The following is a 12,887-nucleotide window of genomic DNA, read 5'->3' on the forward strand; positions in this document are numbered from 1 at the left end:
TTTGGAGAGTATGATGAATCGATGGGTCGAAATTGCGTTCGATTGCTTACCGTTGCGTAGCGTCGCGAGATTCGACGCACCGTTGGACGCAGATGCCGACACCATCGCCAAAGCCAATCGAATTAAAGCCGCTGTACAGACTCACGGCTCCCACAACACGTATTATCTACATAATGCAGAGTGCGTCTTTCATTTCACCAACGACGACTCGAAGGGTTTGGTAGCTTTCGATTTTGAAGGGGTCGTTTGCACTTGTCCAAAAGATCAGACCGCGTTGACCGCTGCTATGACCGTCACGCTGCGCCGCGAGGATTGCAGTTGGCTGAACCAGGCGATCGTCGATTGGCTGAAAGAATCAGTTCAGCACGCGGTGTTGGTCGAGTTCAATCGATTCATCGAAGCGGGGGATTTACAAAGAACGGCGCAGCGCATCGCCGCTCTTGAGCGTGAGATGGAAGATCGCCAAGGCTTTGTTGGGATGTATCTATAACGCTTCGACTTCAGGATCCTTGACAAAACGATAGCCTGCGTCACGCAATGTCAGAAAATGACGTGGCTTGGCCGGGTCAGGCTCAAAGACCTTTCGCAGACGCATCATGAATTGGTCCACGCTGCGAGTTTGCATTTCACCTGTAACGTCCCAAACATTGGACAGCAACTCCTGGCGTGGGATCACGCGTCCTTCATTCCTCGCGAAATAGGACATGAGCTGCATCTCTTTCGTCGTCAATTTGACCTTCTTCAGTTTGACGGAAACCTCATGCGTTTCAAAGTTGATCTTGGCGTCACCAAATTCCAAGTGCTTGCCGTAAGTATCCGAAGTGTCGGTGATTCCAGATCGCGGCGTGTTGGTCGGCGGTTGCTTTAACCGCAGCAGGTTGCGCACTCGGGCCAAAAGTTCATCCAGATCGAACGGTTTGGTAAGGTACTGGTTCGCTCCTACATCAAACCCCCGCGTACGATCTTCGGACAACGAACGTGCGCTCAGAATCAAGATTGGCAGTGTTAAGTTCGTAGTCCGAATCGATTCGCAGATTCGATAGCCGCTCATGCCAGGCAACATCAAGTCCAATAAAATTAGATCGAAAGCGAAGTGGTCCGCTTCGTACAATCGCAGGGCCGTAGGTCCGTCGGCCGCTAAGGTAACGCGGTAGCCTTCCGCCTCCAAATTGTATTTGATCGCAACTGCCATGTGCTGTTCGTCTTCAACAACCAGGATGTGCTTTTTAGCGTTAACCATAGTGTTCATCACCGCTCTCGTCAGTAGGATGCTCGACGCAGGAACTCAATCTAGCGTTTGGAAGCGAAACGACAACTTGCGTCCCTGGTTGCTGCTCCGGTTCATTGACCACGACGGTTCCACGCAAGCGACGCAAAATCAACTTCACCAGATACAACCCCAGTCCAACTCCGGGCTTGGTCCGTTCCAGTTCGCTTCCGATGCGATAGAAACGTTCAAATACTTGCCGCCGACGATTCTTCGGCACCGACACCCCGTTGTTCTCTATGGTAGCAATCATCTCCGATGAATCGGACAATACGCATTGGATGGTAACTTTCGGCGGAGAGCCAGCGTACTTGACCGCATTATCGATGAGATTTCGAAACACAATCTCCAAGTCGACTCGGCGCCCTTCGTACTCGATCGGATCAAGCTGCATCGCGATGTTCTCCGCAGCAAATTCATGCCGATGACAGACATCGGCCACGCAGGCTCGAATCAGCTCATCGATGCGAATCGTCCCAGGCGGTTGTAAAGCTTTCTTTGGTTGATGCGTAATCCTGGCGACATCGAGTAATTGAGTGATTAGCTGGTCTAAGCGATCGACCTCATGCAACATGGAGTGATAGAACTCTTGTCGTTGGCTTTCGTCAACCGAACGCCGATTCAAAGTTTGAAGATATAGTTTCAAGGAGGTCACTGGGCTTTTTAACTCATGCGTAACCGCGTCGATAAAGTTGCTTTGTCGGGCAGTCAAATTGTGCTGTTTGATCGAGAGGATCAAATAGAGGATCACTCCAGTCAGTACCAAAGCAAACATCACCGAACCGATACTCAACAGAGTCCAGTACAACGCTGCGGAATTCTGGCTTTCTAATGCTCCGAAAACATTCAGCAGGACCCAGCCGACAGTCAGTCCGACGATCAAAACGATCAAGACGACGGCTAAAGTAATTGGCCACTTGAGACTCTTACGCTCAAACATTGCACTCAACCTGTGATCTTTTGCATCCCAATTTGCGTTTTCTTGCACGATAGGTTAACTGCCTATCCATTCCGCGATGAGTTTTCGCGCAACGATTGGATCTTCGGTACCACTCACGATCGTGCGACCATCGCGAAAGACAGTCAATTCATGCTCCTGTAATTTTAGCCGAAAGAAGAATGGCGTTAACTCATGATGAGCCGCGTTATGCCGTGCCGCAAGTTCTGGCAAGTGGACTTGCTGTCGTCTGCCGTCTGTTACTTGCACTGCGTTCCTTCCACAAAGCACATCGGTCGTCCGGGCGTAGTTGCCATTCAGGAAATCACGAGCGCCGTTGCACGCTGGACAATGCGGGCGTAATTGCTCTGGGTTCGCTCGAAACGTTCGGTAACTGGCGTCCCACGTTTCCATGGACAACCATTCGCTGGAGATCGATTCACGGCCTTCCACGATCAGTTTCATCGCCAGCAGCGCTTGCATCGATGCCACGATTGAAACGCTAGGCCCCAACACTCCCACCGAATTGCAAGTTTCCATCGCGTCGACACTAGGCATATCGGGCAGAATGCAGCGTAGGCAACACGTAACGTTCGGCACGATCGCCATCACCTGACCACTGGCACCGATCACACCACCGTGGATCCAAGGCATCTGCTGCTGCTGCGAGACATCGTTGATCAAGTATCGCGTCTCAAAATTATCTGTGCCGTCGACCAGAAGATCGCAACCGTCAACCAGTTCCAAGCAGTTGGAGGATTGGAAATCGACAATGTGGTAGTCAAGGTCGATGGTCGAGTTGATTTGCGACAGTTTCTCGTAAGCAGCCAACGCTTTGGGGCGTCTGGCGGCCGCGTCTGCTTCATCGAACAAGCTTTGCCTGGGCAAGTTATCCAGTTCGACCCAATCGCGATCGATCAAACGCAGGTATCCCACACCAGCCCTGCACAATCGCTCGGCCACCAAAGTCCCCAACGCTCCAACGCCAATGACAGCGACCCGAGCTGCCGCAAGTTTCTTTTGGCCGTCCTGACCTATCTTGTGATAAGACTTTTGTCGTCTATAGCGATCAACGCTCATGAGGTTGGTTGTCTAAGGCTGGTCTTGGAAAACGGATGCGTTCTGCGTCACACGTAGCGTTCTTTCCGGTCGATTCTAATGCAAGCATACTATCGAGCAAACTTTCAAGCTGCTTGCAGGCCCGGAAAACCGTAGATTGCGTCTAAAGTCAACGTTTTGAGGAAGGAATTCCCGAACTTGGTCGGGAGCCTGAGGAGCGATATTGCACGCAAACAGACGTACTTGCTACTCTCCCAGCGGCAATTGTATGGCAACTGAGGGCATTATGGTACGTTCAATATCGATCGTCGTTCCACTTTACAACGAAGAAGACAATGTTTGTCTGCTGGTCGACCAGATCCGCCAGACCGTGGATCAACTGGACTGCGAGACCGAGCTGATCTTTGTGGATGATGGGTCGCAAGACGCTACCGTGCACAGACTGGCCACGCATGCCAGCGACGACCCTCGTGTCAGTATCGTGCGATTCCGTAAAAACTATGGTCAGACAGCGGCCATGCAAGCCGGGTTGGAAGCCGCGCAAGGCGAAGTGATCATCACAATGGATGGCGATCTGCAGAATGATCCAAGCGATATCCCTATGATGCTTTCGAAGATCGACGAAGGATACGATCTAGTCCATGGCTGGCGGCGCCATCGACAAGACACGTTTATTAATCGTAAGCTGCCTTCAAAAATTGCAAACTGGGTCATCTCCAAAGTGACCGGTTTCCCAATCCATGACTTGGGCTGCACCTTAAAAGCGATCCGCAGTGAGATTGCCAGCGAACTTGAACTCTACGGCGAGATGCATCGCTTTATTCCCATCCTTGCTCATTGGCGCGGTGCCAAGTGTATTGAAGTCGAAACGAAACATCATCCACGTCGCTTCGGCAAAACCAAATATGGCATCTCGAGAACGGTACGAGTGGTGCTTGATCTACTGACCGTCAAGTACATGCTGGATTACTTTACATCCCCCATGAAGTTCTTTGGCCGCATCGGACTGGCGTTCGAGGGCATTGGCGTTGCAGTCGCCGCAGTGGTGGTGATGATGAAGCTTTTTGGCGGAGTGGACATGACTGGCAATCCACTGTTGCTACTGAGCGGACTCTTCCTGCTGATGGGCGTGCAAGTCTTGTCCGTCGGACTGTTGGGTGAAGGGAACACGCGTCTATACTACGCCCGCAACGGTCGTCGGCCTTTTGCCGTCCGTGAGCAGATTCGTTTGGGCCATCACAAGCCTCGCATCCATAAAGCAGCTTAGTCATTCTTCATGATGAATGTCTGCTCCAGTTCCAGGCTAGAACCTTGCTTGGTTTTCAAGCCGGTTGCTTGATAAGTAGTTCTCGCGTGCGGGCCTGCTTGCGAAGAATCAAGACCGCTGCTGTTGCCCGCTTGGGCAGCGCGACGACGTTCATATGCGGACCACCATGCATCCGCATCTGCTAGCGTCCAATCCTCAGCATGTGGGCATCGCATCAAGCTGGCAGCCAAGTCGCGTGCAGTTTGCGGTCGACGCGCACGTGACTTCTCAAGGCAGCTCAGGATCACGTGTTCAAGTTCTGGAGAAATCTTTACGCCCGGCCGCTCGCTGGGCGGAATCGGCGATTCTGTAATATGCTTTTGTAACAGTTCGACCACCGAGTCGGCATCGAACACCGTGTGCCCCGTAGCCAGGAAATAGGCGACTGCACCTACCGCGTATAAATCGCTGCAAGCGTCAATGAGTGTCGGAGATTGAATGGCTTCTGGAGACAAATACAGGGGTGTTCCTGACAGACTATTTTCGCTGTTGAGCTTTTGCTTCTCCGGACTAACTTCGTAGACCAAGCCGAAGTCCAACACTTTGATCACATCGGATTGTCCGCCGCGGCGATTCAACATGATGTTAGCTGGTTTAATATCGCGATGGACTAAACCGTACGTATGCGCTTCGTACAATGACCCGCAAACTTGTTGCAAAATGTAGATAATCCTTGACTCGGGAAGTGGACCAAACTGCTCCACCAGCGACTGCAAGTTGATGCCATCCAAGTACTCCATTGCATAGTAAAAGATGCCTTCAGGAGTTCGACCGAAATCATAAACTGCGATCGTGTTAGGATGATTTAGCTGACTGGTGATTTGGACCTCTCGCTCAAAACGTTCTACGGCCGAAGGGGTCATGGCATCGATATTCAAGAGTTTGATCGCAGTCGGACGCCGCATCATGGCATGGTAGCCTTTATAAACTACCCCCATGGCGCCTTCGCCTAATTTGGTCTCAAGTCGATACTGGCCTAGCTCTTGAGATTCAATGACGGCCTTTTGCGCTTCGCGTTTCAAACGAGAAACAATGAGCGTAAAGACAAAGATCGCACCGGAAGCCAGGACCAGCAATGCATACAAGGTCCAGAAAGTTCGTTGCAAAATATACAGCGGTCCAAACGCTTCCGAAGCATCCATTTCTGTGACGACGCCAATGTCATGTTTGTTCAACCACATCCAAGCGCCAACAACCATAACGCCCCGATAGTCGCGATAGCCATCGACATCGATGCCGCTGGCACCGGAGGCTAAGGATGCTGCCATCTTTGTGAGCGGCATTTCGCTGCGGCGCATTCGCGGCCGATAGCCGCGCGTCATATCGCCGCCAGGGTCGCGGGCTTGCATCTGAAGGATAGACTTTGAGCTTGGTTGGTCGGACAGCAAGCCATCGAGAATTAATTGTTCATCGAAACGACTGCTGCTCATAAACAGACCGTCACGATTGATCGCATAGGTTTCTCCCGTGCGACCAATCTGTCCTAATCGAAGAATCTGCGAGAAGCCGTCTTCGGGATTAATGCGAAAAGCCAAACAAGCGATGGGCTGAAAATTGTTATCGCGAATCGGTGTGCAAACCAGCATCGTTGGAACCCCCGCCCGTTCGATGCCATCTTCATCGCGCAGAACCACCAAACTCGCAAAAGGCGTTGACACCACCGTCTCGCCGTTAACCGTCCGCTTCAAGATCTGCTCGAACTGATTCAAGTTCGTTTTGCCGATCAACTCCGCACTCGACGAAGCGATAACGCGAAAGTCACGAGAGATTACGAAGTAGCCTTGATAGTTGTAGGCAGCCAGAGCGGGAAGCAAGCGATCGTTTAAGGATTCGATGTTCGATCTGAGATCGCTGTTAGAACCGTTGGCATTCGCTTTATCATCCTCTAGCAACTGGTAAATCAGCGTGCGGACTTCGATATCTCGGGACGTAAGTTCTGCGTTGGCCGTCTGCGTTTCATACCAAGTCTGCAGCATCGCGGTTTCGACGCGCAGCAGCGATTGCAGTTGTTCTCGCAAATTCTGCTGCATGGTCGATTCGATGGCGGATCGGACGTAGAAGCCAATGCTGGAGAGCACGAGAAATGCAATGATCGGCCAGACCCAAACTTGACGACGCAAGAACATTCGCGTCTGGGAAATGGACCGTCCGAAAACGGTCTTGGCAAATGTCATGTGAGCGGGTTTCGCCATGGAGCTGGCTGGGCTAGCTCGCTTGGATTTGAATATTTCGCTCAGCTTCATCGAATCGCCAATGGTCACAAATTTACCGATCGGGCCGTCGACGCTTACCGCAGTCGATCAAGCCAACTATTTTCAGTAAAGCTTAACTATTGGAAATTACAAGAATTGTGGCTCAAGAACCGGGCAAATTCGCTACTTTGACTACCAGATCTTCACTCAACTCGCAGTGGGCCAGCCGGTTGTACTGCATTGGGGATAATCGGCCCCGCCCCGTCGACTGAGCCGTCGATGGGCGCAACCGAGACTTCTGGCAGCACTTCGGCCGGTGCGGCCTGGATGGGCTCGGCCAGAATCGGCTCTAAATCGAACGGGGTTCCAGCAACCATTCCACCGTTCAGCAATCCGCCAGACATGATGGTTTCGCTAGTGATCGGACCTGGATCGACCCACAGGCCTTCACCATCCACGCGAGCGGTCCCGAGATCCTGATTCAGGTTACGCCGCTGGGCTTCGTAGTTTACCCAAACACCGATCAAGGTGTTTTGAGCGTCGAGCAGTGCTTGCAACGCTTGAATCGAGTCACGAGCGGCGGTGGGACCCAAGCCTTGTTGCAACGCCTCACCAATCGATCGGATGTCGGTATTGAGCGTAATCTGTTGGGCCGCGATCCGTACTGCATAGCGTTGCAATTCGAAATTGAACTGATTCAATCTCACGCTGCGCAACTCGTTGCGCAGCGTGCGCCAAATATTGTCTTCATACTGATAGTAACTGCGTTTAGCTTGTTGGTATTCAACCAACACTTGGCGATACTGATTGCGTTCTTGCAATCGAGTCAGCGGTGAATCCCATTGCAAGCCGGCTCGTAGTCGGCCAGTATTGTTACGCAGCGAGAAAGGATTATCGTTGCTGTTTTGAATATCGCCGCTAAAGGTGATATCCAGGAAGCCTTCCAACTGATCGGCGACCACTTCGATCGCACGCCAGCGATCCACCAATGCCGCGCGATTGTTCATCCAGTCCAAACGGTTTGCGCGAGCGATATCGATCGCCTCCCGTGGCTCAATGTCGACTTCTGGCAACACTAAGCTTTCAGTCCTAGCTCGAGCTTGAATCACCTGCAATGCTAGTACATCGTCACTGATAAGAGCCAACAGATCTTGGCTCTTCAGAATGGCTTTGTCTCGAACGGCTTCAAATTGAGCTCGCGCTTTATTGTTTTGTGGCAGCGTATTATCCGGCTGTTGCAGCGGCGGGGCTGTGTTGGTCTCGGCCAGCGACTCAATGCTTTCAAGCAGTTCACGATAGCTGTCAACGTACTTCTTCAAACGCTGTTCGATACGCTCAATTTCGACCGACAAGACTCCCGGCAATTTATCGATTTCATTATCGGCAAACAAAGCTGCGTCTAGCCCCTTCGCAGGGAGAATGGAGCAGATGGCATCCCGCTCGTCATTCAGGATACGTCGCAGGCGAGCAAGCTGTGATTTGCGACCTTCAATGGAGGATTCGAGCCTGCGAATGTCACCTCGAATCTGCGGCAGATCTTCCTCAAACAATGCGTCGAGTATGATCTTGATCTTCTTGTCATTGCCATACAAATCAATCAGTTCATCGCGGACTTTGTCATTGAAGTTTAGTACGCGGTAGCTGCCCGACTCCTCGTCGCTAACTACTTCGCTCAATCTCAAAAGTCGTGAGTTATTCTGCCCGACCGATGATCGCAAATCGCTGGTATCGTTGCCGCGTTTGAGAAGCTGTGGCGAGACAATATCAAACTGGTCCAATAGAGGATCTTTGATCTCTACGCAGATGTAGGGCGGCAAGCCCATGGTGGTCTTGAAGGTATCTAATGATGTTTCATACTGAGTCTGCAGATTGAGCAACTGGTTCTGTGCGTTAATCAGCGTTTGTCGCGTTTGTGCAACTTGCAGTTCCTGCGATGGAATTTCTTGCTGAGTGTTGGGGATCTTCAACAACTGTTCGTTAAGCTGATCTTCGAATTGCAGAAGCACTTGGCGCAAGCGAGTCGTGTTTTCAAGTGTATTGCGAATCGTTAGCTGATCTTGCAGCAAACCGAGGTAACCACCAGCTTGGGGAATCGCTGTTGCGGCACCAAATCCACCGCCACCGCCGCCACCCAAGTTAGCACCAACGGCACCGAAGCCACCGCCCAAACCGGTGAATCCTTGCAAGCCTGCACCACCAAACAACCCCCCGCGGCGACTGGGCGCTTGCTCATTGGCTCGACCGATCGAAAGCGTCAACGCGAAGCCAACTCGATATCGCTCATACTGGCGCACGTTAGCCAGCAGCGTTCGTTCGGCCAACGTCAGTGTTTCCATCACGCGATCACGCCCAGCGTTGCGAAGCAAAGGCTGGAACAGGGAGAAATCCAAAACCGTGTTGGCCGACTGCGTATCAGGCCCCGACAACTGCCACGTCAGCGAGTTCGCTAGCCCAGCGGCGAATGTTGCTCCCGTGGTCATCGTACGCTGGAAGCCAAGCGGTCGCGGACCGCGACTGAATGTCCCCGCGCCAAGCACGGTACTGCTTTGGCCCGCGTTGCTACGTCGCGCAGGTCCGGTCGACGTCAAATCCACGCCGTAGCCTGCAGAGAATTGATTGTCAAACAAGAACCGTTCGCTACTGACGTCCAATGCCGACAAGAACAAGGTTTCGATGGCCGACTGATAGTCGGGTGAATGAAGAATCGCCAGCTTAACCGCCGTATCCATGTCCAGGACTAAAACACCACGTTCATCTAGTGGCAAGAACTGCCACCAATCCGGTGATTCGGCCGTGTTGGTGCGACCGTTGATGTACCATAACGGATAATGCTTCTTACCATCGACCACCTGCATATAACGATGTGACGTTGGATCGTCTTCAGGCATTGGTGGACGGTCAGGGTTAAACGGGTCAAACATACGCGATGCTCGATCCACTTGCACATTTCGAATAATCGGCGTCCCTGCCGTGTCCACCTTTTCCGAAATCAGCGCGCTGGTTTCCAGGTCGGCCCGCGTGCGATGATGGGCTCTGGTACACCCATGCGAAAGAAGCGTACAAGTCGTTAGTAAAGCCACTGAAAACCAGCTTCTCGCCATTCGACGCTTACGTCGTTTTGCGCTAAGTGCACGATCTCGAGATTGGCTCCCGATTGCGTTTGAGCAATTGCTGGTACGTCGATTCATCTGCGGAATTCCGTCGGTGAGGTTGCACTGTTGTACAATGAAGGCGGTCCAATAGCGGTTCAGCCGCTAATGACCTTTCAATCTTGTGTATCGGTAGAAGGGGTAGTTCATTCAATAACGATTCTTCCGCAACTGCGCCTTTTCGCGAAACTGCCAGCTTTACCAGTTTTAACAATGCTGCGATTCTTTCACTGGACAACCTTAACGATTGAAGAAACAATGCAGACAGCGAGAACGATGCATACCCGATCTGGAATGCAGGTTTCGCAAAGCAATCTAAGAAATTTTCTATAAAATGTCCCAACCTCTTCCTGCATCACCAGAGCTTCTCGCACCCGCCGGCGATTGGGACTGCGCACAAGCAGCTATCGCTTACGGTGCTGATGCGATTTACTTTGGCTTGAACGTCGGATTCAATGCTCGGGCTCGAGCCACGAATTTCCACCTTGACGATCTACCGCAACTCATGCAGCTTCTGCATCGTCATGGGATGCGAGGCTTTGTGACGTTGAACACGCTGGCCTTTACCGAAGAGCTAGACGAGTTGGAAAGAAACATCCGTCACATCGCTCAGGCAGGCGTTGATGCGGTGATCGTTCAAGATATCGGCGTGGCACAACTGACTCGCAGTATCGCTCCGTCGCTGGCCATTCACGGCAGCACGCAAATGACGATCACTTCCGCGGAAACACTCGCGGGCCTAGCCGATCTGAACCTGGAACGGATCGTGCTGGCACGCGAACTTTCCATCAAAGAGATTCGCGACATTACCAGTAAAAGCTCGATTCCAGTCGAAGTGTTTGTGCACGGTGCGCTATGTGTTGCCTACAGCGGTCAGTGCTTGACCAGCGAGTCCTTGGGTGGACGATCTGCCAACCGTGGCCAGTGCGCTCAGGCTTGTCGGCTTAATTATGAGCTGATTGTCGATGGTCAACCTAAAGACCTTGGCGATAACAAGTACCTGCTGTCGCCGGTAGATCTTGCTGCTTACGATCATGTGCCGCAGTTGATCGAGGCCGGCGTGGCATCGTTCAAAATCGAAGGTCGACTTAAGTCGCCCGAGTACGTCGCTAATATCGTCTCGCATTATCGACAAGCGATCGATGCTGCGATGGCCAAGCAGCCCAAACGCATGAGCGAGCAAGATCGCATGGAGATGGAGTTGAGTTTCTCGCGTGGTTTCGCTCCCGGTTGGTTAGAAGGCTGTGACCACAAACGTTTGGTCCCAGGACTCTCCAGCAACAAGCGCGGCGTAGAAGTGGGTGTGGTCACTCGCGTAACAGGTGAACGATTGCATGTTGACTTGCAACATGGATTAATGCGTGGTGATGGTATCGTGATGGAAGGGGACCGCAGTGCCAACGCGGAGATCGGTGGACGAGTTTATCAAATCTATCAGAACCGCAATCGTTGCGATGAACGTACTGCTGGCCATGTCCAGTTAGAGTTGCAAGCGGGTATCGTGCCTCGCGACGTGGACTTGGTTGGCCGTAAAGTTTTCTTGTCACATTCTCCACAGCACAGCAAGAAGTGGCAAGTGCGTTCGACGGAGAAGAATGAGTGTGGAAAGTTCCCGCTGGAAGTCGCCGTGACAGCCGTCGCTGGCCAACCGTTGAGTATTATGGTTCAAGCAGGTCAAAACAGTTTCAATCTAACGGGTGAGCAACCGTTGGAAGTAGCGAGAAAGCATCCGGCGTCTGTTGAGCAATTCGAGCAGCAGTTTTCGCGACTTGGCGGCTCACCCTACTTCTTAAAAAGCCTGGCGGCTCACATCGAAGGCCAACCGATGACGCCACTCAGTTTGATTGGCGAGATTCGCAAGCGAATGTTGGAATCACTAGAGGAACAGGTCGACTTCCTGCGTCCCCATCGCTGTGCCGATGGCTTGCAATGGAAAGCCTTGGTTCAATCCCCGTCGGCCGCTCAGCCCGCTGCCTCAGAACACGTCGCTGCACCGCAGTTGTACGTTCTGTGCCGATCATTGCCTCAAATACAGCATGTATTGGAGCAGGGAGTAAAGCAGATTTACGCGGAGTTCCATGATATCCGTCAATACAAGGAGGCCGTCGAGCAAGCGCATGCGGCAGATGCTCAGATTGCTTTAGCTCCTCTGAGAATTCAGAAGCCCGGCGAGATGGGGCTGATGCGGTCATTGCTCAAACGCCAAGCGGACCAATGGCTGATTCGCAACTTGGCGACACTCGACTTTGCAGCTCAAAACCAAGTGGCAATGGTCGGCGATTTCTCGCTGAATATTACCAATCCCATCACCGCCAATTGGTATTTGAACAAAGGCCTAAAACGCATTACCGTGTCGTATGATTTGAATCGGGACCAGTTGCTGGACCTGGTACAATGGTTGCCGGCCAACAAACTAGAAGTGGTCATCCATCAGCATATGCCGATGTTTCATATGGAGCATTGTGTCTTCTGTAGCGTACTGTCGCCGGGCACCAACAAGACAAATTGTGGACGACCTTGTGATCACCATGTGGTACACCTGAAAGACCGCGTCGGCACCGACCACTACTTGGATGCGGATATCGGTTGCCGCAACACTTTGTACAACGGCCGAGCGCAAAGCGGCGCGGAAGCCGTGCCAAATTTGATCCAGCGCGGCGTACGACACTTTCGCATCGAGTTGTTGCCCAACACTCAATCCTCTGAGATCACGAAGCTTGTTGGGCTATATCGTAAACTACTGCAAGGCCAGCTAGCTGGGGCAGATGTCTGGAGGGAACTGCGAGCTGACAACCGCATCGGCGTAACACGCGGGACGATGGAGCAAAAGAGAAACCCTTTAGCGATTCTTTGAGCCAACATGAGCACTGCACCAAATCCAGGATTCCACAGCACTGAGTCATATAAGACCTTGGGCAATTCTGATGTCTGATGCAACGCACTGCGGCTTGCTTCTTGCGCAAAGTACTTGAGGAGC

General features: G+C 52.2%; 9 protein-coding genes. 4 read left to right on the top strand and 5 right to left on the bottom strand.

Going from position 1 to position 12,887, the window contains the following annotated elements; all coding sequences use genetic code 11:
- The first annotated feature begins 10 nt into the window (after positions 1-10).
- A complete protein-coding gene (locus SH302x_RS24440) occupies positions 11-490 on the top strand; it encodes a hypothetical protein (protein WP_479365528.1) in 480 nt (159 codons plus the stop codon).
- Here the strand turns inward: SH302x_RS24440 and SH302x_RS24445 are convergent.
- Genes SH302x_RS24445 through SH302x_RS24455 form a run of 3 tightly spaced genes read right to left on the bottom strand, consistent with a single transcriptional unit; the run spans position 485 to position 3,284 of the window.
- Positions 485-1,240 carry a response regulator transcription factor gene (locus SH302x_RS24445; RefSeq protein ID WP_479365529.1) on the bottom strand — a complete coding sequence of 252 codons (756 nt, stop codon included), beginning with the start codon at positions 1,238-1,240 and terminating at the stop codon, positions 485-487. The two genes, SH302x_RS24440 and SH302x_RS24445, sit on opposite strands and share 6 nt — an antisense overlap.
- Positions 1,233-2,207, bottom strand: coding sequence for a sensor histidine kinase (locus tag SH302x_RS24450; protein ID WP_479365530.1), 975 nt, complete (start codon positions 2,205-2,207; stop codon positions 1,233-1,235). The genes SH302x_RS24445 and SH302x_RS24450 overlap by 8 nt, the downstream gene beginning before the upstream one ends.
- A gap of 54 nt (positions 2,208-2,261) precedes the next feature.
- Positions 2,262-3,284 (bottom strand): ThiF family adenylyltransferase, encoded by a 1,023-nt coding sequence (locus tag SH302x_RS24455; RefSeq protein ID WP_479365532.1) that lies wholly within the window; start codon positions 3,282-3,284, stop codon positions 2,262-2,264.
- 265 nt (positions 3,285-3,549) lie between these two features.
- Between SH302x_RS24455 and SH302x_RS24460 the strand changes: the two genes are divergently transcribed.
- Complete coding sequence (locus tag SH302x_RS24460) at positions 3,550-4,530, top strand: glycosyltransferase family 2 protein (RefSeq protein WP_479365533.1); 981 nt, start codon at positions 3,550-3,552, stop codon at positions 4,528-4,530.
- Here SH302x_RS24460 and SH302x_RS24465 read toward each other — a convergent pair.
- Positions 4,527-6,743, bottom strand: a complete 2,217-nt coding sequence (locus SH302x_RS24465; protein ID WP_479365534.1) for a protein kinase domain-containing protein — start codon at positions 6,741-6,743, stop codon at positions 4,527-4,529. The genes SH302x_RS24460 and SH302x_RS24465 overlap by 4 nt on opposite strands.
- A gap of 16 nt (positions 6,744-6,759) precedes the next feature.
- On the opposite strand from SH302x_RS24465, the gene SH302x_RS24470 reads away from it, so the two are divergent.
- Positions 6,760-6,891: a hypothetical protein gene (locus tag SH302x_RS24470; RefSeq protein WP_479365535.1), complete on the top strand. Its 132-nt coding sequence runs from the start codon at positions 6,760-6,762 to the stop codon at positions 6,889-6,891.
- A gap of 73 nt (positions 6,892-6,964) precedes the next feature.
- On the opposite strand, the gene SH302x_RS24475 is transcribed toward SH302x_RS24470, so the two are convergent.
- Entirely contained in the window at positions 6,965-9,682 is a 2,718-nt protein-coding gene (locus SH302x_RS24475) for a TolC family protein (protein ID WP_479365536.1), read from the bottom strand.
- A gap of 562 nt (positions 9,683-10,244) precedes the next feature.
- On the opposite strand from SH302x_RS24475, the gene SH302x_RS24480 reads away from it, so the two are divergent.
- Positions 10,245-12,764, top strand: coding sequence for a U32 family peptidase (locus tag SH302x_RS24480; RefSeq protein ID WP_479365538.1), 2,520 nt, complete (start codon positions 10,245-10,247; stop codon positions 12,762-12,764).
- Positions 12,765-12,887 lie beyond the last annotated feature (123 nt).

This window comes from Njordella calcicola, from assembly GCF_056494125.1.

Bases quoted from the DNA above. Each gene is read 5' to 3' on its own strand.
- SH302x_RS24440 (WP_479365528.1), top strand. From the start codon at position 11: ATGATGAATCGATGGGTCGAAATTGCGTTCGATTGCTTACCGTTGCGT.
- SH302x_RS24445 (WP_479365529.1), bottom strand. From the start codon at position 1,240: ATGGTTAACGCTAAAAAGCACATCCTGGTTGTTGAAGACGAACAGCAC.
- SH302x_RS24450 (WP_479365530.1), bottom strand. From the start codon at position 2,207: ATGTTTGAGCGTAAGAGTCTCAAGTGGCCAATTACTTTAGCCGTCGTC.
- SH302x_RS24455 (WP_479365532.1), bottom strand. From the start codon at position 3,284: ATGAGCGTTGATCGCTATAGACGACAAAAGTCTTATCACAAGATAGGT.
- SH302x_RS24460 (WP_479365533.1), top strand. From the start codon at position 3,550: ATGGTACGTTCAATATCGATCGTCGTTCCACTTTACAACGAAGAAGAC.
- SH302x_RS24465 (WP_479365534.1), bottom strand. From the start codon at position 6,743: ATGACATTTGCCAAGACCGTTTTCGGACGGTCCATTTCCCAGACGCGA.
- SH302x_RS24470 (WP_479365535.1), top strand. From the start codon at position 6,760: ATGGAGCTGGCTGGGCTAGCTCGCTTGGATTTGAATATTTCGCTCAGC.
- SH302x_RS24475 (WP_479365536.1), bottom strand. From the start codon at position 9,682: ATGTTTGACCCGTTTAACCCTGACCGTCCACCAATGCCTGAAGACGAT.
- SH302x_RS24480 (WP_479365538.1), top strand. From the start codon at position 10,245: ATGTCCCAACCTCTTCCTGCATCACCAGAGCTTCTCGCACCCGCCGGC.